At 71.2% G+C, this 23,390-nt stretch carries 26 protein-coding genes and 1 riboswitch; of the genes, 11 read left to right on the forward strand and 15 right to left on the reverse strand.

Features of this window, described 5'->3' with window-relative positions:
- Positions 1-62: 62 nt before the first annotated feature.
- Complete coding sequence (locus tag ACFYVL_RS10125) at positions 63-1,457, reverse strand: trehalose-6-phosphate synthase (protein WP_389242753.1); 1,395 nt, start codon at positions 1,455-1,457, stop codon at positions 63-65.
- A 100-nt stretch (positions 1,458-1,557) separates the two neighbouring features.
- On the reverse strand, positions 1,558-2,547 hold the full coding sequence (locus ACFYVL_RS10130; protein ID WP_389243400.1) for a glucosyl-3-phosphoglycerate synthase: 990 nt from the start codon (positions 2,545-2,547) through the stop codon (positions 1,558-1,560).
- Positions 2,548-2,711: 164 nt separating this feature from the next.
- Positions 2,712-2,839, forward strand: a riboswitch (SAM riboswitch).
- Positions 2,840-2,854: 15 nt separating this feature from the next.
- On the opposite strand from ACFYVL_RS10130, the gene thrC reads away from it, so the two are divergent.
- The 4 genes from thrC to groL all read left to right on the forward strand — a co-directional run bounded on the left by thrC (position 2,855) and on the right by groL (position 7,109).
- Positions 2,855-4,141, forward strand: coding sequence for a threonine synthase (thrC, locus tag ACFYVL_RS10135; RefSeq protein ID WP_389242755.1), 1,287 nt, complete (start codon positions 2,855-2,857; stop codon positions 4,139-4,141).
- A gap of 53 nt (positions 4,142-4,194) precedes the next feature.
- Positions 4,195-4,470, forward strand: coding sequence for a MoaD/ThiS family protein (locus ACFYVL_RS10140; RefSeq protein ID WP_389242757.1), 276 nt, complete (start codon positions 4,195-4,197; stop codon positions 4,468-4,470).
- A gap of 474 nt (positions 4,471-4,944) precedes the next feature.
- The gene (locus tag ACFYVL_RS10145) at positions 4,945-5,148 is read left to right on the forward strand and encodes a cold-shock protein (RefSeq protein ID WP_005315736.1); all 204 of its coding nucleotides are present in this window, start codon (positions 4,945-4,947) and stop codon (positions 5,146-5,148) included.
- Positions 5,149-5,486: 338 nt separating this feature from the next.
- Positions 5,487-7,109 carry a chaperonin GroEL gene (groL, locus tag ACFYVL_RS10150; protein WP_389242759.1) on the forward strand — a complete coding sequence of 541 codons (1,623 nt, stop codon included), beginning with the start codon at positions 5,487-5,489 and terminating at the stop codon, positions 7,107-7,109.
- A gap of 108 nt (positions 7,110-7,217) precedes the next feature.
- Here groL and ACFYVL_RS10155 read toward each other — a convergent pair whose 3' ends face one another.
- Positions 7,218-7,553 carry a helix-turn-helix domain-containing protein gene (locus ACFYVL_RS10155; RefSeq protein ID WP_389242761.1) on the reverse strand — a complete coding sequence of 112 codons (336 nt, stop codon included), beginning with the start codon at positions 7,551-7,553 and terminating at the stop codon, positions 7,218-7,220.
- Complete coding sequence (locus tag ACFYVL_RS10160; RefSeq protein ID WP_389242763.1) at positions 7,550-7,927, reverse strand: type II toxin-antitoxin system RelE/ParE family toxin; 378 nt, start codon at positions 7,925-7,927, stop codon at positions 7,550-7,552. Before ACFYVL_RS10160 ends, ACFYVL_RS10155 begins: the two co-directional genes overlap by 4 nt.
- Before the next feature lie 135 nt (positions 7,928-8,062).
- Here ACFYVL_RS10160 and ACFYVL_RS10165 point away from each other — a divergent pair, with 135 nt between their 5' ends.
- Positions 8,063-9,487, forward strand: a complete 1,425-nt coding sequence (locus tag ACFYVL_RS10165) for an alanine/glycine:cation symporter family protein (protein WP_389242765.1) — start codon at positions 8,063-8,065, stop codon at positions 9,485-9,487.
- 95 nt (positions 9,488-9,582) lie between these two features.
- Here the strand turns inward: ACFYVL_RS10165 and ACFYVL_RS10170 are convergent, their stop codons facing one another.
- From ACFYVL_RS10170 to ACFYVL_RS10180, 3 genes are read right to left on the reverse strand one after another with little or no spacing between them, the layout of a single operon-like run.
- Positions 9,583-11,124 (reverse strand): PTS transporter subunit EIIC, encoded by a 1,542-nt coding sequence (locus ACFYVL_RS10170; protein WP_389242767.1) that lies wholly within the window; start codon positions 11,122-11,124, stop codon positions 9,583-9,585.
- 40 nt (positions 11,125-11,164) lie between these two features.
- A complete protein-coding gene (gene murQ, locus ACFYVL_RS10175; protein WP_389242769.1) occupies positions 11,165-12,127 on the reverse strand; it encodes an N-acetylmuramic acid 6-phosphate etherase in 963 nt (320 codons plus the stop codon).
- Between the two features lie 50 nt (positions 12,128-12,177).
- Entirely contained in the window at positions 12,178-13,113 is a 936-nt protein-coding gene (locus ACFYVL_RS10180; RefSeq protein ID WP_389243402.1) for a MurR/RpiR family transcriptional regulator, read from the reverse strand.
- Positions 13,114-13,315: 202 nt separating this feature from the next.
- Between ACFYVL_RS10180 and ACFYVL_RS10185 the strand changes: the two genes are divergently transcribed.
- Both ACFYVL_RS10185 and ACFYVL_RS10190 read left to right on the forward strand, forming a co-directional pair.
- Entirely contained in the window at positions 13,316-13,687 is a 372-nt protein-coding gene (locus ACFYVL_RS10185) for a hypothetical protein (protein WP_389242771.1), read from the forward strand.
- Positions 13,684-13,947, forward strand: coding sequence for a DUF4031 domain-containing protein (locus tag ACFYVL_RS10190; protein WP_389242773.1), 264 nt, complete (start codon positions 13,684-13,686; stop codon positions 13,945-13,947). The genes ACFYVL_RS10185 and ACFYVL_RS10190 overlap by 4 nt, the downstream gene beginning before the upstream one ends.
- Here ACFYVL_RS10190 and ACFYVL_RS10195 read toward each other — a convergent pair.
- Positions 13,944-14,753, reverse strand: coding sequence for a helix-turn-helix domain-containing protein (locus ACFYVL_RS10195; protein ID WP_389242775.1), 810 nt, complete (start codon positions 14,751-14,753; stop codon positions 13,944-13,946). The two genes, ACFYVL_RS10190 and ACFYVL_RS10195, sit on opposite strands and share 4 nt — an antisense overlap.
- A gap of 308 nt (positions 14,754-15,061) precedes the next feature.
- Between ACFYVL_RS10195 and ACFYVL_RS10200 the strand changes: the two genes are divergently transcribed.
- Positions 15,062-16,291 carry a serine hydrolase domain-containing protein gene (locus ACFYVL_RS10200; RefSeq protein WP_389242777.1) on the forward strand — a complete coding sequence of 410 codons (1,230 nt, stop codon included), beginning with the start codon at positions 15,062-15,064 and terminating at the stop codon, positions 16,289-16,291.
- Between the two features lie 10 nt (positions 16,292-16,301).
- Here the strand turns inward: ACFYVL_RS10200 and ACFYVL_RS10205 are convergent, their stop codons facing one another.
- Together ACFYVL_RS10205 and ACFYVL_RS10210 are read right to left on the reverse strand one after the other, a co-directional pair.
- Positions 16,302-17,054, reverse strand: a complete 753-nt coding sequence (locus ACFYVL_RS10205) for a DUF4232 domain-containing protein (RefSeq protein WP_389242779.1) — start codon at positions 17,052-17,054, stop codon at positions 16,302-16,304.
- Between the two features lie 99 nt (positions 17,055-17,153).
- A complete protein-coding gene (locus ACFYVL_RS10210; protein WP_389242781.1) occupies positions 17,154-18,467 on the reverse strand; it encodes a Cmx/CmrA family chloramphenicol efflux MFS transporter in 1,314 nt (437 codons plus the stop codon).
- Between the two features lie 180 nt (positions 18,468-18,647).
- Here ACFYVL_RS10210 and ACFYVL_RS10215 point away from each other — a divergent pair, with 180 nt between their 5' ends.
- Positions 18,648-18,881, forward strand: a complete 234-nt coding sequence (locus tag ACFYVL_RS10215) for a hypothetical protein (protein WP_389242783.1) — start codon at positions 18,648-18,650, stop codon at positions 18,879-18,881.
- Here the strand turns inward: ACFYVL_RS10215 and ACFYVL_RS10220 are convergent.
- From ACFYVL_RS10220 to ACFYVL_RS10240, 5 genes are all read right to left on the reverse strand, one after another.
- Positions 18,878-19,489, reverse strand: a complete 612-nt coding sequence (locus ACFYVL_RS10220) for a GNAT family N-acetyltransferase (protein ID WP_389242785.1) — start codon at positions 19,487-19,489, stop codon at positions 18,878-18,880. The two genes, ACFYVL_RS10215 and ACFYVL_RS10220, sit on opposite strands and share 4 nt — an antisense overlap.
- A gap of 6 nt (positions 19,490-19,495) precedes the next feature.
- The gene (locus tag ACFYVL_RS10225; protein ID WP_389242787.1) at positions 19,496-20,395 is read right to left on the reverse strand and encodes a hypothetical protein; all 900 of its coding nucleotides are present in this window, start codon (positions 20,393-20,395) and stop codon (positions 19,496-19,498) included.
- Between the two features lie 290 nt (positions 20,396-20,685).
- On the reverse strand, positions 20,686-21,507 hold the full coding sequence (locus tag ACFYVL_RS10230) for a S1 family peptidase (RefSeq protein WP_389242790.1): 822 nt from the start codon (positions 21,505-21,507) through the stop codon (positions 20,686-20,688).
- Between the two features lie 145 nt (positions 21,508-21,652).
- On the reverse strand, positions 21,653-21,862 hold the full coding sequence (locus ACFYVL_RS10235) for a DUF397 domain-containing protein (RefSeq protein WP_389242792.1): 210 nt from the start codon (positions 21,860-21,862) through the stop codon (positions 21,653-21,655).
- Entirely contained in the window at positions 21,844-22,686 is an 843-nt protein-coding gene (locus ACFYVL_RS10240; RefSeq protein WP_389242794.1) for a helix-turn-helix domain-containing protein, read from the reverse strand. The genes ACFYVL_RS10235 and ACFYVL_RS10240 overlap by 19 nt, the downstream gene beginning before the upstream one ends.
- Before the next feature lie 177 nt (positions 22,687-22,863).
- Between ACFYVL_RS10240 and ACFYVL_RS10245 the strand changes: the two genes are divergently transcribed.
- Together ACFYVL_RS10245 and ACFYVL_RS10250 are read left to right on the forward strand one after the other, a co-directional pair.
- Positions 22,864-23,106 (forward strand): hypothetical protein, encoded by a 243-nt coding sequence (locus ACFYVL_RS10245; protein ID WP_389242796.1) that lies wholly within the window; start codon positions 22,864-22,866, stop codon positions 23,104-23,106.
- Complete coding sequence (locus ACFYVL_RS10250; protein ID WP_389242798.1) at positions 23,103-23,309, forward strand: hypothetical protein; 207 nt, start codon at positions 23,103-23,105, stop codon at positions 23,307-23,309. Before ACFYVL_RS10245 ends, ACFYVL_RS10250 begins: the two co-directional genes overlap by 4 nt.
- Positions 23,310-23,390: the final 81 nt, after the last annotated feature.

Below are 23,390 nucleotides of genomic sequence, written 5' to 3' on the forward strand. Positions count from 1 at the left end.
GAAGACCTGGGGCCCGGAACTCGACAGAGTTCCGGGCCCCAGGCGCGTTCGGCGGGCCCCGGTCAGGACCGCAGCGCCTCCAGCTGTTCCAGGAACCACTGCTGCGGCGGCAGCGCCGTGGCCGCGGCGGCGAGGCGCTTGGTGCGCTCCGCGCGTTCGCCCGGCTCCATGGACAGCGCCTCGTGCAGGGCCTGCGCCGTGCCGGTCACGTCGTACGGGTTGACCGTGATCGCGTCGTCGGCCAGTTCCTCGTACGCCCCCGCCTCCCGGGACAGCACCAGTGCGCAGCCGTCGTCGGAGACCACCGGGACCTCCTTGGCGACCAGGTTCATGCCGTCGCGGATCGGGTTGACCAGGGCCACGTCGGCGAGCCGGTAGGCGGCCAGGGAGCGGGCGAAGTCGTCCTTGACGTGCAGGACGACCGGCGTCCAGCCCGGTGTCCCGTAGGTGCCGTTGACGCGGTCGGCGACCTGCTGGACCTCGGCCGTGTAGTCGCGGTAGACCGCCAGGTCCTGGCGGGAGGGGTAGGCGAAGGCGACGTGCACCACGCGCTCGTGCCACTCGGGGCGGGTGGCCAGCAGGTGTTCGTAGGCGAGCAGGCCGCGCACGATGTTCTTGGAGAGTTCGGTGCGGTCGACGCGCACCACGGTGCGGCGCGGGCGGCCCTCGGGGTCGGTGCCGATCTGCTCGCGCAGGGTGGCCGACCGCTCCGCCACGTCGTCGCGGCGGGAGCGCTCGCGCAGGAAGTCCGCGTCGGCGCCGAGCCCGTGCACCCCGATCCGCTTGCCGTCCAGGGCCTCCTCGCCCAGTACGTTCAGCGCGCACGCGGTGAACGCGTCCGCCCAGCGCCGGGTCAGGAACGCCGCCCGGTCCGCGCCCAGGATGCCGCGCAGCAGCTGTTCGGCGATGTCGTCGGGGAGGAGGCGGAAGTAGTCGACCGGGGCCCACGGGGTGTGCGAGAAGTGGCCGATGCGCAGGTCGGGGCGCCGGGCGCGGAGCATTCCGGGGACCAGGCACAGGTGGTAGTCCTGTACGAGGACGACGGCACCGGGCGCCGCCTCCTCGGCCAGCGCCTGGGCGAAGGCCTGGTTGTACGTCTCGTACGAGGCCCACCGGCGGCGGAACTCCGCGTCGAAGACGGGCTCCAGCGGAGTCTGGTAGAGCAGGTGGTGGACGAACCACAGCACCGAGTTGGCGATGCCGTTGTACGCGTCGGCGTGGGTGGCGGCGTCGATGTCGAGCATCCGGACGCCGGGCTCGGAGACTCCGCGGCGCACCGCCTCGCGGTCCCCGTCGCCGAGCGCCGAGCAGACCCACAGGGCGCCCTCGGAGCCGATGGCGCTGAGGCCGGAGACGAGGCCGCCCCCGCCGCGTCTGGCGTCGAGCGCCCCGGTCCCGTCGTCGAGCGTGTACGAGACGGGTCCGCGATTCGACGCGACAAGGATCTGGGCAGCCATGTGCCGAAACCTAGCCCGTCAGGGATTCCCTCAAACGTGGGCGGCCATTCCTGTTTGTCGGGGTTTGCCGGAGTGTGTTGGCTTTTCCCTCCTGTGCCGGCTACGCCGCCCGCCGCGCCTCGTACTCCGCGATCTCGCGCATCGGGGGCCGCTCCTCCGTGTCCACAGGGTGTGTACGGGGCACGAAGGTGTCGCCGTCCCGCTCGAACTGGGTGAGCTGCGGACGGATCAAGTGACCCCGGGACAGACGCAGTTGGGCCGTACGGTAAATGGAGGCCGCCATCCGTCCGAGTGCCTGGCCGTCCTGGTGGCGGTGCTTGCGCACCCCCACGTCGACCTGGGCCAGCGCGTCCAGGCCCACCGTGTGCAGCGAGTCCACCAGCAGGCCCAGCTCGACCCCGTACCCCACCGGGAACGGCAGCCGCTCCAGGAGGCTGCGGCGGGCCGCGTACTCACCGCCCAGCGGCTGTACGAATCCGGCCAGCTGCGGCCAGTGCAGATTGAGCAGCGGGCGCGCCATCAGCTCGGTGACCCGGCCGCCCTGCCCCGCGGTCCGCCCGGCGGCGGGCCCGTCGAACTCGGAGCCGAGCGGACGGTCGTACGTCGCCTTCACGAACTGCACCTCGGGCTCGGTCAGCAGCGGCCCGACGATCCCGGACACGAACGTGGAGCTGAAGTCCCGCAGGTCCGCGTCCACGAAACAGACCACGTCACCCCGTGTGACCAGCAGCGACCGCCACAGCACCTCGCCCTTGCCGCGCACCGCCGGGATGCGGGGCAGGATGTCGTCCCGGTGCACCACCCGGGCCCCGGCCCCGGCCGCCGCCTTCGCGGTGCCGTCGGTGGAGCCCGAGTCGATCACCACCAGCTCGTCCACCAGCGGCACGCCCCCGCCGCCCGCCTCCGGGCCCATCAGCTCCGCGCGGACGGTGGTCACGATCCGGCCGACCGTCGCCTCCTCGTCGAGCGCGGGCAGGACGACGCTGACGGTGGTGCCCCGGGCCGCTTTCGCGGCGAGCAGCAGGTCCAGCGGGCGGTCGGCGGCGGCCCAGGACCGCGCGCCCAGCCAGCGCTCCACCTCTTCCAGCACGCCTGTCACTCCCGACTCTGTGATCCATCTCGCGGTCCGGACGTCTTCCTCAGGCGTCCGGGGGTTCGGTTACAGTCTTGAACAACGCGGACGACCGTCGCATGTCGGGGTCGATGCCGCGTACAAACACCCGGGACCGCTCGCGCGGAGCCCCGGAGTCATAGCGCTCATCCAGAGGGACTGAGGGAAACGGCCCGTTGAAGTCCCGGCAACCCCCCTGCCGACCGCGAGGTCAGGTGGGGAAGGTGCCAATTCCGTCTCGTGGCGAAAGCCGTCACGGGGAAGATGAGGAAAGGACCTCGCCATCATGGCTGTGCAGACCACTGAAGCCGCCACCTCCGCCGTAGACCTCGGCCCCGCCGCCGCCCTGTCGTGCCGCGAGTGCGGCGAGCGCTTCGAGCTCGGCCCGATCTTCGCCTGCCAGCTCTGTTTCGGCCCCCTCGAAGTGGCGTACGACCTGCCCGCCGGTGACCCGGAGGAGCTCCGCAAGCGCATCGAGGCCGGCCCGGACAACATCTGGCGCTACGCCCCGCTGCTCCCCGTCCCGGCGGACGTCGCCGAGCACCCCAGCCTGAACCCCGGCTTCACGAAGCTGGTCAAGGCCGACAACCTGGCCCGTGAACTGGGTGTCACCGGCGGCCTGTTCGTCAAGGACGACTCCGGCAACCCGACGCACTCCTTCAAGGACCGCGTCGTCGCCATCGCCGTCGAGGCCGCCCGCGCCTTCGGCTTCACCACCCTCTCCTGCTCCTCCACCGGCAACCTGGCCGGAGCGGTCGGCGCCGCCGCCGCGCGGGCCGGCTTCCGCTCCTGCGTGTTCATCCCGCACGACCTGGAGCAGGGCAAGGTCGTCATGGCCGCCGTGTACGGGGGCGAGCTGGTCGGCATCGAGGGCAACTACGACGACGTGAACCGCTTCTGCTCCGAGCTGATCGGCGACCCGCTCGGCGAGGGCTGGGGCTTCGTCAACGTCAACCTGCGCCCGTACTACGGCGAGGGCTCCAAGACCCTCGCGTACGAGATCTGCGAGCAGCTCGGCTGGCGGCTGCCGGACCAGATCGTCGTCCCGATCGCCTCGGGCTCGCAGCTCACCAAGATCGACAAGGGGCTCCAGGAGCTGATCAAGCTCGGGCTCGTCGAGGACAGGCCGTACAAGATCTTCGGCGCCCAGGCGGAGGGCTGCTCGCCGGTCTCCACCGCCTTCAAGGCCGGTCACGACGTGGTCCGCCCGCAGAAGCCGAACACCATCGCCAAGTCCCTGGCGATCGGCAACCCGGCCGACGGCCCGTACGTCCTGGACATCGCCCGGCGCACCGGCGGCGCGGTCGAGGACGTGAACGACGAGCAGGTCGTCGACGCGATCAAGCTGCTGGCCCGCACCGAGGGCATCTTCGCGGAGACCGCGGGCGGCGTGACCGTCGGCGTCACCAAGAAGCTGATCGAGGCCGGTCTGCTCGACCCGGCGCTCACCACCGTCGTGCTCAACACGGGCGACGGCCTCAAGACGCTGGACGCGGTGGCCCCGACGACCGGCCCCTCCGCGACCATCCGGCCGAGCCTGGACGCGTTCCGCGACGCCGGACTGGCACGCTGAGTCCCGGGCCCCAGAGCCGCTGAATCCCGTACGCACCGGAAGGCAGAAACACCATGAGCGTCAAGGTCCGCATCCCCACCATCCTCCGTACGTACACGGGCGGCGAGGCCGAGGTCACCGCCGAGGGCGCGACCCTCGCCGAGGTCATCGCCGACCTGGAGAAGAACCACACCGGCATCGCCGCCCGCGTCCTGGACGACCAGGGCAAGCTGCGCCGCTTCGTGAACGTGTACGTGAACGACGACGACGTGCGCTTCGAGAGCGGCCTGGAGACGGCCACCCCGGACGGCGCCGGCGTCTCGATCATCCCGGCCGTCGCCGGAGGCTGAGCGCCGGCCGCGGCCCAAGGCCCGGCCGTCCGTAGAGCCGTCCGCCCGGGGGAGTGCACGCGCCCCCGACGCGCCCCGCGTTAACCCAAGTTGCCCCCTCCGCTCACAAGCGGAGGGGGCAATTCTGCATGGTTGAAAGAGGTAGAGTAGGGGAAGCCCTGTCGCCCGACCGTGCCTCGCGCATATGAGAACGCGACAAGATGGCTCCCGTGTGTTCGCGTCCTTTGTCACCGAAACGCACGCTATGTCCGGCCCGACTTGCCCGAGAACGTTGGCAGTTGACCGATCCGGCCGATCAGGCCTGCCCAGAATTCTCGTCCAATTGACCTGTTGCAGAGGGCAGTTGGGCAGATACATTCAGCCGCGGTCGACGCGCTACGGCGCACATCTTCCGCGCATCTGTCGGAGGGTGGGGTCTGACCCGGGTCCGCGAAGTGCGGCCTCGCGCAAGGGCCAGTAATAGGGGAGTTAGGCATGGCTCAGGGCACCGTCAAGTGGTTCAACGCGGAGAAGGGGTACGGCTTCATCGCGGTCGACGGTGGTGCGGATGTTTTCGTCCACTACAGCGCGATTCAGATGGACGGCTACCGCACCCTTGAAGAAGGTCAGCGAGTCGAGTTCGAGATCTCGCAGGGCCAGAAGGGTCCGCAGGCGGACATGGTCAAGCTCGCCGTCTGATCTCGGCGCGATCGGCCACCGACGCACGCTTCAGCGACTTCATCAGCACTCACGCACCTAGGGCTCGTATCCCGTCATCAGGGGTACGGGCCCTTGGTGCGTCCGGCCCCGGGCATGCTGCGGAGTCCGGGATCTGTGGTAGTCGCTTGCACTCTCCTAGGGCGAGTGCTAATCATTGGCGTTAGCACTCTCCCAGTGAGAGTGACAGAACTTGGACCAGGTCCGGTGAGGCCCAAGGGGCCGGGGGTAAGGAATCCCCCGCTCCCGCGGGCCGTCCGTCGCGGGCACCGAACCCCCGGTCCGGAGAAATCCACCCCGTCCTGGGAGGACCACTTCACATGGCCAAGATCATCGCGTTCGACGAGGAGGCCCGGCGCGGCCTCGAGCGTGGCATGAACCAGCTCGCCGACGCCGTCAAGGTCACCCTTGGCCCCAAGGGCCGCAACGTCGTCCTTGAGAAGAAGTGGGGCGCCCCCACGATCACCAACGACGGTGTCTCCATCGCCAAGGAGATCGAGCTCGAGGACCCGTACGAGAAGATCGGCGCCGAGCTCGTCAAGGAGGTCGCGAAGAAGACGGACGACGTCGCCGGTGACGGTACGACCACCGCGACCGTCCTCGCGCAGGCGCTGGTCCGCGAGGGTCTTCGCAACGTCGCCGCGGGTGCCAACCCGATGGCCCTGAAGCGTGGCATCGAGAAGGCCGTCGAGGCCGTCTCCGCCGCCCTCCTGGAGCAGGCGAAGGATGTCGAGACCAAGGAGCAGATCGCTTCGACGGCCTCCATCTCCGCCGCCGACACCCAGATCGGCGAGCTCATCGCCGAGGCCATGGACAAGGTCGGCAAGGAAGGCGTCATCACGGTCGAGGAGTCGCAGACCTTCGGCCTGGAGCTTGAGCTCACCGAGGGCATGCGCTTCGACAAGGGCTACATCTCGGCGTACTTCGCGACCGACATGGAGCGCATGGAGTCGGCTCTCGACGACCCGTACATCCTCATCGTCAACTCGAAGATCGGCAACGTGAAGGACCTCCTTCCGCTGCTGGAGAAGGTCATGCAGTCGGGCAAGCCCCTGCTGATCATCGCCGAGGACGTCGAGGGCGAGGCGCTCTCCACCCTGGTCGTGAACAAGATCCGCGGCACCTTCAAGTCCGTCGCCGTCAAGGCCCCGGGCTTCGGCGACCGCCGCAAGGCCATGCTGAACGACATCGCCATCCTCACCGGCGGCACGGTCATCTCCGAGGAGGTCGGCCTCAAGCTGGAGAACGCGGGCCTCGACCTGCTCGGCCGCGCCCGCAAGGTCGTCATCACCAAGGACGAGACGACCATCGTCGACGGTGCCGGTGACAGCGACCAGGTCGCCGGTCGCGTGAACCAGATCCGCGCCGAGATCGAGAACAGCGACTCGGACTACGACCGCGAGAAGCTCCAGGAGCGTCTGGCGAAGCTGGCCGGCGGCGTGGCCGTCATCAAGGCCGGTGCCGCCACCGAGGTCGAGCTCAAGGAGCGCAAGCACCGCATCGAGGACGCCGTCCGCAACGCGAAGGCGGCCGTCGAAGAGGGCATCGTCGCCGGTGGTGGCGTCGCTCTCCTCCAGGCCTCCGCGGTCTTCGAGAAGCTGGAGCTGACGGGCGACGAGGCCACCGGCGCCAACGCCGTCAAGCTGGCCCTGGAGGCCCCGCTCAAGCAGATCGCCGTCAACGGTGGCCTTGAGGGCGGCGTCGTCGTGGAGAAGGTGCGCAACCTGGCCGTCGGCCACGGTCTGAACGCCGCCACGGGCGAGTACGTCGACATGATCGCCGAGGGCATCCTGGACCCGGCGAAGGTCACCCGCTCCGCCCTCCAGAACGCCGCGTCGATCGCCGCGCTGTTCCTCACCACCGAGGCCGTCATCGCCGACAAGCCCGAGAAGGCCGGCGCTGCCGCCCCGGGTGGCATGCCGGGCGGGGACATGGACTTCTAGTCCCTCCTCCGGGCTGATTGCCGGTCCTGCACATACCGAGGGCGGTACCCCTGCACAGGGGGTACCGCCCTCGGGCATGTCACGGGCGCTGGATGCAGCCCGCAGAACCTACGCGGCCGAGCGCGCGGTGAACGTCACTTCCTCGTGCTCGGCATCGAGTGCGATGCTGAGGGAAGCGTCCATCGCCGCAGCCAGCCGACGCAGCAGCGGCAGGGTGGGCACCGTATCCGCGCCCTCGATGCGGGAAATCTTGGCCTGAGTGAGTCCGGAGCGCTCGGCGACCTCGGTCTGTGAGAGCCCGAGTTCCTTCCGGCGGTCGTACACGGCCTTGGCGAAGGCCATCGCCAACCGCGTCTCGGCGCGTTCGGCCGTGACCTCGGCGGGTTCGGAGCACCCCTCGGAAAGCTCCTTCTCACGTGCCAGCTTCCAACGTGTGTGGTTCATGAGTCGTCCCCTTTCACGCCACGGCTGTACGTCACATGAGCCGGGCCGTGCGAGCCTTCGCACACCTTACGGGCGGCCAAAGCTCGATCCACCTGTGAGGTCTCCCGTATCCGGGTCTTGCGGAAGACGGTGAGGAGCACGATCCGCCGATCCGGTGCGAACCAGTAGGTGATCCTCGTCGCCTCGCCGTTGAGTGTGGGCCTCAGCTCGAACACGCCGTCGCGCAGCGGGCGTGCGAACGGCATCGGCATGTGTGTGCCAAGGACGGCCAAGAGGTCGGCGTACTCCTCGACCTTGCGGTACGACTTGCCCGGCAGCAGCTCCAGCCACGCGCGTACCTCCGGTTCCAGCTCGATCACGTGGGGCTCGTCCATGGCGCGCACGCTTTATGTCATTGACAGCATAATGGGCCGACTGGTGCAGCCGTCACTGCATCGAGTGATGCGAAGTACCGCCCCAGTGGCGTTCCCAGGTGGCTGAGCTGGGGGTTCGCGTCGAAGCTGAGGCGCATGGACACGCTGGATTCGGTGATCGTCGACATCAATGACGGCTTCTGGAGCTATTTGCTCATCCCGCTGGTGATCGGCGCGGGGCTCTACTTCACCGTCCGGTCGCGGGCGGTCCAGGTGCGGATGTTCCCGGAGATGCTCCGGGTGCTGAGCGACAAGGCGGCGCCGGACGCGCAGGGGCGCAAGCAGGTGTCGTCGTTCGGGGCGTTCACCATCTCCGCGGCGGCGCGGGTCGGCACCGGGAACATCGCGGGCGTGGCCGCGGCGATCACGCTCGGCGGGCCCGGGGCGGTCTTCTGGATGTGGGTGATGGCGACGGTCGGCGCCGCGTCCTCGTTCGTGGAGTCGGCGCTGGCCCAGCTGTACAAGGTGCGCGACTACGACGGCACCTTCCGCGGCGGGCCCGCGTACTACATGGAGCGGGGGCTCGGGAAGCGGTGGCTGGGTGTGCTGTTCGCCGTGACGATCACGGTGACCTTCGGGTTCGTGTTCAACGCGGTGCAGGCCAACACGATCGTCGCGGTCGCGGGGAACTCCCTCGGCGGCGCGGACTCCACCTGGCGGGAGCCGGTGGTGGGCGCCGGGCTCGCGGTCCTGCTCGGGCTGGTGGTCTTCGGCGGCGTACGGCGCATCAGCAGCGTGACGCAGGTGCTGGTGCCGGTGATGGCGGTGCTCTACCTGCTGCTCGGCACGGCGGTCGTGCTGCTCAACCTGAACGACGTGCCCCGGGTGCTGGCCGACATCGTCGGCGGTGCCTTCGGGTTCCGCGAGGTCGCGGGCGGCGCCTTCGGCACCGCGCTCCAGCAGGGCATCCGGCGCGGCATGTTCTCCAACGAGGCGGGGCTCGGCTCCTCGCCGAACGCGGGCGCCGCGGCCGAGGTCTCGCACCCGGTCAAGCAGGGCCTCGTACAGTCGCTGGGCGTCTTCTTCGACACCATCCTGATCTGCACGATGACCGCGTTCATCATCCTGACCAGCAACCCGGAGCTGGCCGGCGCCCGGCAGGGCGCGGACCTCACGCAGAACGCGCTGACCTCCTCGCTCGGCAACTGGTCGGGGCACGTGCTGACCGTGGTCGTCTTCATGCTCGCCTTCAGCTCCATGATCGGGAACTACTACTACGGCCAGTCCAACATCGAGTTCATCACCGGCGACGACAAGCGGTGGGTGCTGCCCGTCTACCGGGTGCTGGTGCTGGCGGTGGTGTTCCTGGGCGCGTTCGGGTCGGTGTCGATCGTGTGGAACCTGGCGGACATCTCGATGGGGTTCATGGCGCTGGTGAACCTCGTGGCGATCGTCCCGCTGTCGGGGATCGCGTTCCGGCTGATGGAGGACTACCGGGAACAGCGCCGGATGGGCATCGACCCGCTGTTCGTCCGGGACCGGATGCCGGAGCTGCCCCGGGTGGAGTGCTGGGAGAAGTAGCCCGCGTACGGGGCGGGAAGAGCGAGAGCGGTGCTCCCGGGTGGGAGCACCGCTCTCGCGTGGTGTTGGGGGAGGTGACGGAGGCAGGGCCCGGGTCAGACCCCGGCGGGCTCCTCGGTCTTCCTGGCGGCCGGGGCGTCCGTACCGGTCGGCGGGGCCATCGCCGCGTCGGCCGCCGGGGCGTTCAGCTCCGCCAGCATCGACTTGGTGAAGCCGAAGTAGTACGTGGCGAGGAAGCCGACCAGGTAGCCGACGAGCAGGCCGCCCGCGTAGATCGCGATCGTGGTGCCCAGGCCGTGGTTGCCCTGGATGAGCGGGAACAGGGCCCAGCCGGACGGGCCGATCGCGGTCGAGCCGACCTTGTCGCCGAGCATCGAGAAGAGGCCGATGAACGCGCCGCCCGCGGCGCCGCCCGCGCACGCCGTCACGAACGGGCGGCCCAGCGGGAGCGAGACACCGTAGATGAGGGGCTCGCCGACGCCCAGGATTCCGGCGGGGAGGGCGGACTTGATGGTGTTGCGCAGGGAGTGGTTGTTCTTCAGCCGCAGGTAGACCGCGACCGCGCAGCCGACCTGGCCGGCCCCCGCCATCGCCAGGATGGGGAGCAGGACGGTGAAGCCCTGCTGCTCGATGAGGGTGGTGTGGATCGGGATCAGCGCCTGGTGCAGGCCGAGCATGACCAGCGGGAGGAAGAAGCCGCCGAGGACCAGGCCGGCGAAGGCACCGGTGTGGGCGAGCAGCCAGTCGGCGCCGGTGCCGATGGCGGTGGAGATCTCACCGGCGACGAACATCAGCCCGAAGATGGTGACCAGTCCGGAGATCAGCACGGTCAGGGTGGGGGTGACCAGGACGTCCAGCGACTCCGGGACCCACTTCCTGCACCACTTCTCGACGTACACCGCGAGGACGGCGGCGCCCAGCGCGCCGAGCACACCACCCTGGCCGGGGGCGAGCGCCTGGCCGAAGACCGTGATCTTGGCGACGCCCGCGAAGACGATGATCGAGGCGACCGCGCCGCCCAGGATCGGCGTACCGCCGAACTCCTTGGCGGTGTTGAAGCCGACGAAGACGGCGATCAGCGCCATGAAGCCGGAGGCGATGGCGGCCAGTGCCGGGGTGACGCCGGTCAGCCAGCCCAGGTTGATCAGCAGGCCGTTGAGGCCGGCGATGATGCCGCAGCCGATCAGGGCCGGGATCAGGGGGACGAAGATGTTCGCGATGCGGCGCAGGAACAGCTTGAACGGGGTGGCGTTCTTCGCCTTCTGCGCGGCCTTGATCGCGGCGCCCTGAGCGGCCAGTTCCTCGGCGGAGCGGTTGTGCTCGGAGGAGTCGGCGGGGGCGGCGTCCTGGACGGGCGCCGGGCCGCTGCTCTTCTGCTCCTCGATCAGCGCCTCGAACTCCGGGGTGACCCGGGCGACCGTGCCCGGCCCCAGGACGATCTGGTACGTGTCGTCCTCGACCACGCCCATGACGGCGGGCAGCGCTTTCAGCGCCTCGTCCTGGACGAGTGAGCGGTCGCGCAGACCCAGCCGGAGGCGGGTCATGCAGTGGGCGACCGATTCGACGTTGTCGGCGCCTCCGACGAGCGGAAGGATCGCGGCTGCGGCGGCGCGGTTCTTGTTTTCCGTGGTGCTCATGGTGCGTGGCCTTGCTGTGCGGGGGGTGGGAGTTCCGCCTTCAGGCGGAGGAGGTACGGGTACGGGCGGCGGCCAGGGCCGCGCGCAGGTGGCCGTGCGCGTCGTCGAGCAGGGCCTTGGCGGTGGGTCCCTCGACGTCGCCGAGGATCACCAGGATCGCGTTCTTCACCTCCCCGTCGGTGGCGGTGAGGGCGGCCTCGATCTCCGGGTCGGAGGCGCCGGTGGCGAGGCCGACGATGCGGCGGGAGCGGGCGCGCAGCTTCTCGTTGGAGGCGCGGACGTCGACCATCAGGTTTCCGTAGGTCTTGCCGAGCCGGATCATCACGATCGTCGAGATCATGTTGAGCACCAGCTTCTGGGCGGTGCCCGCCTTCAGCCGGGTGGAGCCGGTGAGGAGTTCGGGGCCGACGACGACCTCGATGCCATGCTCGGCGGCGGCGGCCAGCGCGCTGTCCGCGTTGCAGGACAGGCCCGCGGTGAGGGCGCCCCGGGCGCGGGCGTGCTCGACGGCGCCGATGGCGTACGGGGTGCGGCCGGAGGCGGAGATGCCGATGACGGTGTCGTCCGGGCCGAGCTTCAGCGCGTCGAGGTCCGCGCGGGCCAGCTCCTTGCTGTCCTCGGCGCCCTCGACGGCCTTCACCATGGCGGAGGGGCCGCCCGCGATCAGGCCGACGACCTCGGAGGGGTCGGTGTTGAAGGTGGGCGGGCACTCGCTGGCGTCCAGCACGCCGAGCCGTCCCGCCGTGCCGGCGCCCGCGTAGATCAGCCGGCCGCCGCGTGCCATCCGCTCCGCGATGCCGTCGATGGCGGCGGCGATCTGCGGCAGCCGGTCGGCGACGGCGGCGGGGACGGTGGCGTCCTCGCCGTTCATCAGCGCGGCCAGTTCGGCGGTGGGCAGCTGGTCGATCTCGGCGAGCTCGGGACGGAACGCCTCGGTGGTCAACGTGGCGAGCTGGGCGCGGAGTTCACCGTAGGTGCGGTCGGTCCGGTCGGTGGCAGTCATGGTGCGCGGCTTTCTCTGCTGGTGCGGGGTGGGGGGTCCGGAGGGCGCGTTCAGCGCGTGGTTCGTGGGTCGTGCCGGTGGGCGAGGGCTTCGTACGAGGCGGCCAGGGCGGGGGCCGCGGTGTCGTACGTCCGCTGGGCGACGCCCACGAACAGGCAGTCCACGACGAGGAGCTGGCTGGTCCGGCTGGACATCGCGGCCGGGCGCAGCTCGCTCTCGCGGGCGGTGGAGGTGGTCAGGATGTGGTCGGCGTACTGGGTGACGGGGGCGCCGGGGCGGCCGGTGACGGCGATCGTCGTCGCGCCGTGCTCGAAGGCGACCCGGAAGGGTTCGATGACGTCGCTGGTGGCACCGGAGTGGGTGATCGCGACGGCGACGTCGCCGGTGCGCAGCTGCACCGCGTTGGTGACGGCGAGGTGCGGGTCGGTGTGCGAGTGCGCGATGACGCCGATCCGCAGGAGCTTCTGCGCGAGGTCCATGCCGACCAGGGAGGAGGCGCCGACACCGTAGATGTCGACGCGCCGGGCGGCGGTCAGCGCGGTGACGGCGGCGCCGAGCTGGACGGTGTCCAGGCCCGCCGCCGTGTCGGCGAGGGTCTGCTGCTCGTCGTGCGCCAGCTTGGCGACGACGTCGGCGATCGGGTCGTCCACGGCGATGTCGGCGGTGACGGCGGGGGCCCGGCCGGACTCCTGCTGCGCGGCCAGACCCGCCAGCGCGAGCCGCAGGTCCCGGTAGCCGGGGTAGCCGAGCAGGCGGGAGGTCCGTACGACGGTCGCCTCGCTGGTGCCGGTGAGCTCGGCGAGACCGGTCACGGTCAGCGCCGCACAGCGCGCCGGGTCGCCCGCCACGGTCTCCGCGACGCGCTGCATGGAGCGGGTCATGGAGGGGGCGAGGGTACGGACCTTGGCGGCCAGGGCGGCGGGTGCCGGGGCCTGGGGCGCGGTCCGCGGTGCGGTCGGCGTCGGCTGGCTGGAAGTTTCCTTCACGGTTTTGCTCACGTCTGAAAGGTATTTTCAGAGCGGGGCGGGGTCAAGGGGCCCAAGGTCCCGACCTGGCGGGGCCGTGCGGCGGGATGCCGTGGGCGGCGGCGGCGGAGGCGGGGCGGGATGCGGCGGAGGCGGCCCGTGGTGGTGGCGGGGCGGGATGCGGCGGGGGCGGCCCGCGGCGGCGGCGCGTGACAATGGGGGGATGGACCACACTGACGCCACCGACCCCACCGCCCCCCTGGAGCAGGCGCTGCACACCGCCCGCGCCCTGGTGATGGCCGACCTCGCCGCCCGCGACGTGGCGGAGGCGGACATCGTGTCGTTCGTCGAGGACGCGGTGGCGCACCGCCGGTGGTGGGTGGAGCAGTGGCCCGAGGGCGTGGAGTTCGTCGCCGGGCTGATCGCCCAGGACGTGCAGGACGCGCTGCTGGAGAAGTACGGCCGGTGGCCGCTGTGCCCGGTGTGCGAGGACGCGCACGCGCTGGAGGTGGAGCCGGAGCTGGGCCCCGACCCGCACTGGGTGTGCACCAAGACGGTGGTGGCGGTGGCCCCGGTCGGCGGGCTGCGCCCATGACCCTCTACATAGACCCGCCGACCTGGCCGGGCCACGGCCGCCTGTGGTCGCACCTGGTCAGCGATGTCTCGTACGAGGAACTGCACGCCTTCGCGGCGTCCATCGGCTGCCCGCCGCGAGCCTTCGAACGGGACCACTACGACGTCCCCGCCGAGCGGTACGGGGACGCGGTGGCGGCCGGGGCGCGCGAGATCGGCAGCAAGGAACTGGTGCGCAGGATCACCGAGGCGGGGCTGCGGCGCAGGAAGTTCACGGGCTAGGCCGGGCCGCCCCCGCCCGTAGCCTGCTCGCCCGTAGCCTGCTCGCCTGCGGACTGCTCGCCCGCGGCCTGTTCGCCCTCGCCCGCCCCCCGCTCGGCCACGGTCCGGCGGTAGTCGGCCGCGACCTGGCGGAACGCCTTGTTCAGCAGGACCAGGAGTTCGACGGACGAGGCGAACCGGGCGCCCGCCGGAGTGTCGGCCCCGAAGACGTCGGCACCGCGCCGGGTGGCGACGGCGAGCGTGTCGTTCATCTCCGCGGCGGCGGTCAGGGAGCGGTACCAGAAGTCGTCGTCGATGACGTAGCGCTCCCTGCGGCTGCCCGCGGGCCGCTCCCGCCTGAGCATCCCCTGCTGTTCGAGGAACGCCACGGCGTGCGAGACCGAGGCCGGGCTGACGCGCAGCCGCTGGACGAGTTCGGCGGCGGTGAGCGCGCCGGAGTCCGTGCTGTACAGGCAGGCCTGCACCCGGGCCATCATCCGGGGCAGCCCCTGCTGCTCCAGCAGATCGGTGTACGACTCGGTGAACTCCCGTACCGCCCCTGGGTCGCGGCCGTGGGCGCCGTCGTCGTCGGCCCGCGGTGCCGGGGTCCGGGCGGGGGCCTGCTTGCCGCGCCGGGCGCGGTCCCGGGTGGCCTCCTCGGCGCGGTGGGCCCGGTAGCCCTCGGGCCCGCCGTTGCGGGTGACCTCGCGCATCACGGTCGAGGCGGGCCGGTCCAGCCGGCGGCCGATCTCCGCGTATCCGAGGCCCTCGGCCAGGCCGTCGGCGATCAGCCGGCGGTCCTCGGTGGTGAGCCTGCCTCCGGGCATGGGCGGGGTCCTCCCTCTGGGAATCTCTGCCGACGGGGGTCCGCCGGCACCTCGCCGAACGGTATGCGCCGACCCGACCCCATTGCAATATCGCCCCACTGCCTGCCTTTGCGTTCACCCCCAATCTCATTGCAATGGAACCCAAGAAGCCCTAAATCTCAGGGGACTTGCTCGCAAATCAATCGTTGACCGATCGGTGAACGCAATGTAGCTTCGTACTCGTTCGGAACTTCCCGAACGACTGCGGGGCCCGGTCGGGCAGCCGCTTCCCTGCCGCCACCGGCGGTCCGAGACCAAGGGGTTTCCTCATGAGCAAGAACCACGGCGGCTTCTCCGAGGCCGGACTGCGCACCATGCGCGAGGTGCTGGCGCGGCACGTCGACTCCGGGAAGATCCCCGGGCTGGTCGCACTCGTCAGCCGGGGCGACGAGACGCACGTCGAGGCGCTCGGCACCATGCGTCACGACGGCGGCGCCGCGATGAGCCGGGACACCATCTTCCGGATGGCCTCCACGTCCAAGCCGGTCGCGGCGGCGGCGGCGATGATCCTGGTCGACGAGTGCAGACTGCGGCTGGACGACACGGTCGAGGAGTGGCTGCCCGAACTCGCCGACCGCAAGGTGCTCAAGCGGATCGACGGCCCGCTGGACGAGACGGAGCCCGCCAAGCGGCCGATCATCGTGCGGGACCTGCTGACGTCGACCTTCGGTCTCGGCATGGACCTGACGGCGCTGGGCGCCCCCATCATGAACGCGATCTTCGAGCGGGGCCTCACGCCGAACCTGCCGGAGCCGATGCCGGGTCCGGACGAGTGGATGCGGCGCCTCGGCGAACTGCCGCTGATGCACCAGCCGGGCGAGCGCTGGCAGTACCAGATCAGCAACGACCTGCTGGGCGTGCTGGTCTCCCGGGTGACTGGCCAGTCGTACGGGGACTTCCTGCGGGAGCGGCTGTTCGCGCCGCTCGGCATGAAGGACACCGGCTTCTACGTGCCCGAGGACAAGATCGACCGCCTTCCCGAGCTGTACGCGCCGGACCCGCAGACGGGCGAGTTCCACGTGTGGGACTCGGCGAAGGGCGGGCGCTGGAGCGCGCAGCCGGCGTTCGAGGGCGGTGGCGGCGGGCTGGTGTCGACGGCGGACGACTTCCACGCGTACTTCCGCATGCTGCTGAACGGTGGTGTGCACGAGGGGGAGCGGATCCTGTCCCGCCCCGCCGTCGAGCTGATGACCACCAACCGCCTCACCGCCGAACAGCAGGCGGTCCGGCACGCGATGGCCACCGACAACGTGCACATGTCCTTCGGCCAGGGCCAGCACGGGGGCTGGGGCATCGGAATGGCGGTCCGCACCTTCCGGGGGGACTACGCGTCGGTGGGGCAGTTCGGCTGGGACGGCGGCAGCGGTACGTCGACGTACGCCGACCCCGCCCAGGGTCTCACCGGAATCCTGCTGACCCAGGTCGGCATGTCCGTGCCGAACTCGGCACACGCGTTCCACGACTTCTGGACGACGGTCTACCAGGCACTGGAGGCGTAGGGGCGCGGGGTCAGTGGGATTTGCGGGGGCGGGACTTGCTCGTGCCCGAGGCCGGCTTCGCCTTTCCCGCCGTCGGCTTCTTCCTGCTGGGGACCGCCGCCACCGACCCCCCGTTCCGGCTGCGCAGGTCGACCGGGCCCACGTACGTCCCCGGATGCGTCGCCCCGTCCTGGAGCAGTACCGGCTGGAAGTCCCACGCCAGCGTCGTGCTCCGCGTCTCGTTCGGCGGGGTGATCACCATCTTGGTGACCTTGAGTTCGCTGTCGGGGCTGTTGCCCTCCGCCGTGTACGGGAGGTACGTGATCGTGAAGGTCGCCGTGGCGCGCGGGCGGAGGGTGACCGAGCGGGGCTGGGCCGAGGTCTGGCGGCCCAGCGACCACTTCCCGTCGGTCAGCGTCCCGGTGGGCGCGCCCACCAGGTCCACTCCCGGGTAGCCGTTCATGGCACAGGGCGCGGTGCCCTTGTTGGTGAGGTTGATGACGACCGCACCCGGCGAACCCACCGACTGCGCGCCGCTCCCCGGCGCCACCGCGAAGGAGAGCCCGTCGGTCGTGCAATTGGCGGACGCGGCGATCCCGCCGCCACCGCTGCCGCCCGGCGGCGTGGCCGGCGCCGACGGGGTCGAGGACGCCGAGGACTGCGCGGGCGCCGGAGTGCCGGTCGCCCTGTCGGAGCCGTCGCTGCCGCAGGCGGTCGCGGTCAGTCCCGCCGCGAGGACGGTGGCGACGAGCGGGGCGGTACGACGGAGGCGGACGCGGCGCATGGTGCTCCTGGTGCTGGACGGTGGCGGTTGCCATGTGCAGGCCATTGTGGGCGCGCGTGTGGGGAGGAACGGGGGAGCGTTGGGGAGGGGGATGCGGAGTTACTGGGGCGGACCGGGCAGCCCCGGGCCCGTCCCCGCCGCGGGGGCCGCCGCTGCCGCCTCCGCGCCCGCTTCCCGCACCCGCTCCGAGCCGCCCGCCGCTGCCGCCTCCGCGCCCGCTTCCCGCACCCGCTCCGAGCCGCCCGCCGCGATCACCCGCGATCGGCCGTCCGTCCGCTGCCAGCGCAGGGCCAGGGCCACCAGGGCGACCGCGACCACCGTCATGCCCGCTCCCGCCCACGCCGTGGACGAGAAGCCCCAGCCCGCGTCGATCACCGTGCCGCCGAGCCACGGGCCGCCCGTGTTGCCGAGGTTGAAGGCCGCCGTGGTGGTGGCGCCCGCCAGGGTCGGGGCGGCGCCCGCCACGTTGAACATCCGGGCGTTCAGCGCCGGGGCCGTGAAGAACGCCGAGAAGCCGAGGGCGAAGGAGAGGGTGACGGCCACCGCCGCCGTGCCGCCGAACAGGGCCAGCGCGGCCAGCAGCACCGTGGACGTGCTGATGCCGCCCAGCAGCACGCCGAACGGCCGCGCGTCCGCGATCATGCCGCCCACCGTCGTACCGGCCAGCGCGCCGAAGCCGAACAGCGCCAGCACCCACGGCACCCACTTCGAGTCCAGCCCCGCCACGTCGGTGAGCAGCGGCGACAGGTAGCTGAAGGCGCAGAAGACGCCGCCGGCCGCGAGCGCGGTGATGGCGACGGAGATCAGGACCTGCCGGTCCCGGTAGATGCCCAGCTCCTTCTTCAGCTGCGGGCGCTCGTCGGGCAGCGGGATGCGGGGGATCAGCGTGACCACACCCACCAGCGCGACGGCCGAGGCGGCGCCCACCGCCCAGAACGCCGAGCGCCAGCCCAGGTGCTCGCCGAGGAACGCGCCCGCCGGTACGCCCAGCACGTTGGCGATGCTCAGCCCGCCGATCATCACGGCCATGGCCTTGGCCCGCGAGCCCACGTCCACCATCGCGATGGCGACCGCCGCGCCGACCGCCCAGAAGCCCGCGCACGCGAACGCGCTCACCACCCGGGACGCGAAGAGCAGCTCGTACGTGGGAGCCAGCGCGCCCGCCACCTGTCCCAGACCGAAGACCGTGATCAGGGCGATCAGCGTGGTCCGCCTCGGCAGCCGCAGCGTCGCCACTGCCAGCAGCGGCGCGCCGATCACCATGCCTATCGCGAAGGCCGATATGAGAAGTCCGGCCTGCGGGATCGTGACGTCCATGTCGGCGGCGATCGGCGGCAGCAGCCCCGACAGCATGAACTCGCTCGTGCCGAGCGCGAAGACGGCGAGGCCGAGCATGTAGACGGCAAGGGGCATACGGGCGCGGGTGCGCGACGGACGCGACGGAGGCGTCTGATCGGAGGGGGGCATAACAGCGTTCAACAATCTGCCCAAGCCTGCCATTCCCGTACCGCCCGATCACCCAAATCGACCACTTGACGAGGCTTTCAACTCCCCTGATGCATAAGCACCATACGGACGGTAGAGATATGGATCATGACGACTACGGAACCAGACATCCGCGCCGCCGAAGAAACGATCCGCGCGCTCCGCGCCGCCCTCGCGGACGTCGGACTGCACCTGCCCTCGCTCGCCCTCGACCCGGGCTCCTGCGCCCGTGACGTGCCCGCGCCGCTGGTGGACCTGGGCCGCTGCGACGTACCGACGGCGCAGCGGCTGACGGACGCGCTGCTGCGGGCGGGCTGCGGCGCGGAGAGTTCGAGCACCTAGCGCGGCCTGCGAGGGTCCCTGCGCAGGCACCAGGTGCGGGGGCCGCCGTCGGGCAGTTCGATGTCGGCGGTCACCCGGAAGCCGAGCCCCTCGTAGAAGGCGACGTTCCGCTCGCTGGAGGTCTCCAGGAACGCCGGGTGCCCGGCGAGCGACGCGGCCTCGATGCCGGGGGTCAGCACCGCGCCGCCCAGTCCCCGGCCCTGGGCCTCCGGCGCGACCGCGACCGTGTTCAGGAACCAGACCGGCTCCTGCGGCCGGTGCGGGGCGATGGCCCGCTCCGCCGACGCGAAGGCGGCGGCCCGGTCCCCGGCAAGTTCACCGAGGGCCGCCGCCAGCTCGGCGAGGGCGGGGGAGGGGTCCTGGTCGGGGGTCGCCCACACGGCGACCGCGCGGCCGTCCCCGCCGACCCACACCCGTCCGTACGTCATCCCCAGGCGCGTCAGGCACAGCTCCTGGAAGCGGCGGATGCGCTCCTGGTGGTTGTCGGCGGCGATCACGTGCCGGGTGAAGGGGTAGTCGGCGAAGGCGCGGGCGAGGGTGTCGACCGCGACGGGTACGTCGGTCTGCGAAATGGGGCGTACGGGAGTGGAGTCGTGGTCGTCCGGCATACCCGGTCAACGGTCCGCGCGACCGCCGCGTTCCCGTCCCCGTTCCCGCAGGTCGTGCCGGATGCGGCGGGCCTTGCCGTGGACCACGTCGGAGGGCAGGCCCGTGCCGTCGCGTTCGTACGGTTCGCTGCGGCACGGGCGGCACAGGCCGCCGGGCAGCGCGGCGGGCTCCCCGGGAGCGCCGCAGCCGGTGCACTCCATGGCCCGTACGCCCTGTCTCGGCGCGGGCAGCACCGGCGGCAGCTCCTTGAGCAGCTTTGACCGCACGAAGTGGAAGGGGCTGTGCACCTTCACCGGGACGACCTGCCCGAGCGCCCGCTGCAACCGGTCCCGGGACGCCCCGCGCCGCAGCCACTCCGCCGCGTACGGTGCCAGCTCCCGGCAGGCGTTCTCGGAGAGCGTCAGCTGCGGCACCTGGTGGGACAGCTCCGCCAGTGCCTCGTACGCCTGCCGCTCCAGGCCCTCGGGGGAGCCGTCGTCGGCGGTGCCGGGAGCCGGGGTGGTGTCCGTGGTGCTCTCGTCGCGCACGAAGGACTGCCACCAGGCGTCCGGGCGCTGGGTCCGGGAGAAGTAGGTGCGCTGCACCCACTTCGCGCTGCCGCCCTCCTCCCACAGCGCTTCGCGGAAACGCCGCAGGTGACCGGCGGCGGAGAGGCGGCGGAGGGCGCTGGCGACGGCGCACTGGCCGTAGGCGGCGATCTCCCTGGCCAGGGTCTTGATGCTGATGTCCGCGCCGTCCGGCAACCGGTCGATGTACCCGGCGATGGCCGCCTCGCGGGCGGGCAGGTGGGAGAAGTCGGCGCGGTGGTGCGGGAGTTGGTCCGGCGCCGAGCGTTTTCCGAAACCGGGTGTGGCCATCGGGTGTGCGGGCGCGTACGGGGCGCGACTAAGCTGCGCAACAGCCATGAGGGGTCCTATAGGGAGGTCTCGCGTGGTCAGACCCCTGTGTGGTGTTCCAGCACCCACGGGGGTCGTTCTGTCTGTCGTGACGCACCGTACACGCCCGGAGCGGTGTGTCGCGACACGATCACGAAAGGTCATGTCGCCTGCCTGTGCGGCAAGTTGGGCCCCCGCGCGGGCGCCCGCGTGTGCGGGCGCCCGCGACGGGGTGGGTGGCCGGGAAAGGCCTCACCGTCCATTCCTCAGAGAAAGCGTCTGGACCCTGGGGTCCCGAGTCTCGCCCCCCGCCCGGGTGGTCAGTGGCCGCCGTTGTGCCGCATGGTCCGGTGGATCCAGTCGGCGTAGGCGGGTGCGCTGGTGTAGAGCCCGGGGCCGCCCGAGCACGGCACGTTCCGGGCGCCGGGTCCCGAGGTGACGCCGACGAGTTCCCACTTGTCGTGGCGGCCCTTCTGGAGCTGCGGGCCGCCCGAGTCCCCGGAGCACGCCATGGCCCCCGGCTTCAGGCTGATCGTGCACAGCCGGGTGCTGTTCGCGTACCCGGGGGCGCACTCGGACCTGGCGCCCAGCCGGGTGTCCAGCTCCTGGAGCCGTTCGGCGAACTTCATCTCGCCGTCGACCGTGGTGCCGAAACCGACGAGCCGGGTCCGGGTGCCGGGCCCGCCCGCCCGGTCCGCGATTTTGACGGGCTGCTGGGCGACCGGCCGGTCGAGGCGCACCAGGGCGATGTCGTCCTTGTTGGCGGTCTTGTTCTCGCCGTTGCGGTACCCGGGGTGGACGAAGGTCCGGTCGATCCCGCGGACCGTGCCCCCGGACTTCCGGTGTTCGCTGCCGATCCGTACGGTGCCCTCCAGTTCGAGCCCGTCGCCCGTGACGCAGTGCGCGGCGGTCAGCACCCACTGCCGGTCGATCAGGGATGCGCCGCAGTTGCCGTCGAGGACGCCGTGCTTCGGCGCGGACTCCGGAATCACCGCCATGAACGGGTAACGCTCCGTGGAATCACGGCCGTTGACGATCGCTTCGGCGCTGCTGGCCATGAGGGTGGAACAGGCGGCGACGGCGAGGACGCCGACGGCTGCGGTACGGGCGGCCCGGCGGCCGGACGACTTCAGGCTGAACACGAAGAGTTCCTTCTGGTGGGGGAGTTCCTACGTGTTCAGCCTCTGCGGTGGAGATCGTTCGGACCACGGGGCCAGCAGGTCAACAGGTGGTCCCGGTAGCGGGTGGGACGCCGGTGGGGATATCCCCCGCCCCCTTTCCCGCAGGTCAGGCGGAGAGGTCCGCGCCCTTGAGCGCGGTCACGAAGGACGCCCAGGCGCGGGGTCCGACGAGGAGTGCGGGGCCGTGGGGGTTCTTGCTGTCCCGGACGGGGACGACGTTCGGGAAGTGGTCGGCGATCTCGACGCACTCGCCGCCGTCCTGGTTGCTGTACGAGCTCTTGCGCCAGACAGCGGTGTTCAGATCGATGGGGGACACTCTGCTTCCTCCGACATCCTCGTGATGAACTTCCGCGACGCCGCCGGGGAGAGAGCCACGTCCCGGACCGAATCGTACTTGAGCTGGAGCTTCTCGACCGAGGCAGTTTCCTGCACGAGGCTGCCCGAGTAGCCGGTCTCGACCCACGCCACGGTGTGGCCGCTCGGCGTGCGCAGGAACATCGTCGTCGTGTTCGTCAGGGCGTGCAGTCCCGCCGCGTACGGCACCACGTGGACCGTCACATTGCGGCGGTCGCTCATCTCCAGCAGGTGTTCCAGCTGGCGTCGCCACGCCGGCCTGTCGTCCAGCGAGGTGCGCAGGACCGCCTCGGACAGGATCGTGCGGAACGGAGGTGCTCCCTCGCGTTCCAGCAACTCGCGCCGTCCCAGGCGTGCTTCGACCTGCCGCGACAGCTCCTGGCCGGTCAGCCCGCCCGCCGACAGGAGGGTGCGGGCGTAGTCCTCCGTCTGCAGCAGACCGGGCAGCGCGCTCACCGCGTAGTGCCACAGGCTCAACGCCTCCGCCTCCAGCGCCATGTACCGCCGGTACTGCTCGCGGAACTGCGTCGGGTCGCCCACCGCCAGCTCCCACAGGGCCAGCAGCAGACCCGGGGTCCCGTAGTGCTGGTCCAGCGCCTGGACCACCTCCGGGCCGCCCAGCGTCTCCCCGCTCTCCATCTTGCCGAACAGCGACCAGTCCCACCCCAGTACGTCGCCCAGCTTGCGCAGGCTGTCGCCGCGTTCGGTGCGCAGGCGGCGCAGCTCCTCGACGAAGCGCCGACGCGGTTCCTGACTCCGGCCGGTGACCACTCGTCTCGTGGGCATCGCGTGGGCCTCCGTGGAGGTGGAAGGTGTGGAACTTGCCGTCCGGCGGGCGGAAGCACGGCCGGTATCCGGTATCCGGACCCTGCCCGTGGGCGATGCTCGTTACGCCACGAACACGCAGCGTAGTTCAACGGATGTGCCGCGCGCGGAAGTTGGCGGAGAAGGAGTCGTGCACCCATGCAAGCGGAACACCACGGGCCGGCAGCGTCGCCGTTCCCGGCCGGAACACTCGTCTACGACCGGGTGGCGGACAAGGTCGCCGAGTACCGGGGCAAGGCGGGCCCGTACGCCATGCTCCGGCCGGTCGGCGGGGGCCGGGAGTGGCAGGCGGAGCCGGGGTGGCTGCGCGAGGCCACCCTCTCCGAGCGGCTGAGCGCCGGAATCCGCGCGGCCAACGACCGTTCCGGCGGTGTGCGGTGAGCGGGCCGGTGCCCGGGGACGGCTACGACATCGCCCGCCCGCCGGAGCCGGTCCCCGGATGCGCGCGGTGCACCGACCTCGGCGTACGCAGGGCGGTGGCACGTGCCGAGTTCGACGGGAGCGCGGAGACCGACATGAACGTACTGCTGCGCAGACACCAGCGGGCGGAGCACCCGAGCACGGTCCCCACCGTGCTGCCGTAGGGGCGCTTCCCGGGCCGCCCGCACCCCGGCGGGTGCTGATCGCGTACGCCCGCGCATAGGCTCCGTCCGGCAACCCGGGCC

Source organism: Streptomyces sp. NPDC004111 (genome assembly GCF_042874215.1).
Lineage (GTDB): Bacteria > Actinomycetota > Actinomycetes > Streptomycetales > Streptomycetaceae > Streptomyces.

What these genes read in the sequence shown, in the direction of transcription:
- ACFYVL_RS10165 (WP_389242765.1), top strand. Translation starts at nt 8,063, where the DNA reads ATGGACACGCTGGATTCGGTGATCGTCGACATCAATGACGGCTTCTGG.
- ACFYVL_RS10170 (WP_389242767.1), bottom strand. Translation starts at nt 11,124, where the DNA reads ATGAGCACCACGGAAAACAAGAACCGCGCCGCCGCAGCCGCGATCCTT.
- ACFYVL_RS10185 (WP_389242771.1), top strand. Translation starts at nt 13,316, where the DNA reads ATGGACCACACTGACGCCACCGACCCCACCGCCCCCCTGGAGCAGGCG.
- thrC (WP_389242755.1), top strand. Translation starts at nt 2,855, where the DNA reads ATGGCTGTGCAGACCACTGAAGCCGCCACCTCCGCCGTAGACCTCGGC.
- ACFYVL_RS10195 (WP_389242775.1), bottom strand. Translation starts at nt 14,753, where the DNA reads ATGCCCGGAGGCAGGCTCACCACCGAGGACCGCCGGCTGATCGCCGAC.
- ACFYVL_RS10190 (WP_389242773.1), top strand. Translation starts at nt 13,684, where the DNA reads ATGACCCTCTACATAGACCCGCCGACCTGGCCGGGCCACGGCCGCCTG.
- ACFYVL_RS10140 (WP_389242757.1), top strand. Translation starts at nt 4,195, where the DNA reads ATGAGCGTCAAGGTCCGCATCCCCACCATCCTCCGTACGTACACGGGC.
- ACFYVL_RS10145 (WP_005315736.1), top strand. Translation starts at nt 4,945, where the DNA reads ATGGCTCAGGGCACCGTCAAGTGGTTCAACGCGGAGAAGGGGTACGGC.
- ACFYVL_RS10155 (WP_389242761.1), bottom strand. Translation starts at nt 7,553, where the DNA reads ATGAACCACACACGTTGGAAGCTGGCACGTGAGAAGGAGCTTTCCGAG.
- ACFYVL_RS10225 (WP_389242787.1), bottom strand. Translation starts at nt 20,395, where the DNA reads ATGGCTGTTGCGCAGCTTAGTCGCGCCCCGTACGCGCCCGCACACCCG.
- ACFYVL_RS10245 (WP_389242796.1), top strand. Translation starts at nt 22,864, where the DNA reads ATGCAAGCGGAACACCACGGGCCGGCAGCGTCGCCGTTCCCGGCCGGA.
- ACFYVL_RS10125 (WP_389242753.1), bottom strand. Translation starts at nt 1,457, where the DNA reads ATGGCTGCCCAGATCCTTGTCGCGTCGAATCGCGGACCCGTCTCGTAC.
- ACFYVL_RS10210 (WP_389242781.1), bottom strand. Translation starts at nt 18,467, where the DNA reads ATGCCCCTTGCCGTCTACATGCTCGGCCTCGCCGTCTTCGCGCTCGGC.
- murQ (WP_389242769.1), bottom strand. Translation starts at nt 12,127, where the DNA reads ATGACTGCCACCGACCGGACCGACCGCACCTACGGTGAACTCCGCGCC.
- ACFYVL_RS10205 (WP_389242779.1), bottom strand. Translation starts at nt 17,054, where the DNA reads ATGCGCCGCGTCCGCCTCCGTCGTACCGCCCCGCTCGTCGCCACCGTC.
- ACFYVL_RS10160 (WP_389242763.1), bottom strand. Translation starts at nt 7,927, where the DNA reads ATGGACGAGCCCCACGTGATCGAGCTGGAACCGGAGGTACGCGCGTGG.
- ACFYVL_RS10220 (WP_389242785.1), bottom strand. Translation starts at nt 19,489, where the DNA reads ATGCCGGACGACCACGACTCCACTCCCGTACGCCCCATTTCGCAGACC.
- groL (WP_389242759.1), top strand. Translation starts at nt 5,487, where the DNA reads ATGGCCAAGATCATCGCGTTCGACGAGGAGGCCCGGCGCGGCCTCGAG.
- ACFYVL_RS10240 (WP_389242794.1), bottom strand. Translation starts at nt 22,686, where the DNA reads ATGCCCACGAGACGAGTGGTCACCGGCCGGAGTCAGGAACCGCGTCGG.
- ACFYVL_RS10200 (WP_389242777.1), top strand. Translation starts at nt 15,062, where the DNA reads ATGAGCAAGAACCACGGCGGCTTCTCCGAGGCCGGACTGCGCACCATG.
- ACFYVL_RS10215 (WP_389242783.1), top strand. Translation starts at nt 18,648, where the DNA reads ATGACGACTACGGAACCAGACATCCGCGCCGCCGAAGAAACGATCCGC.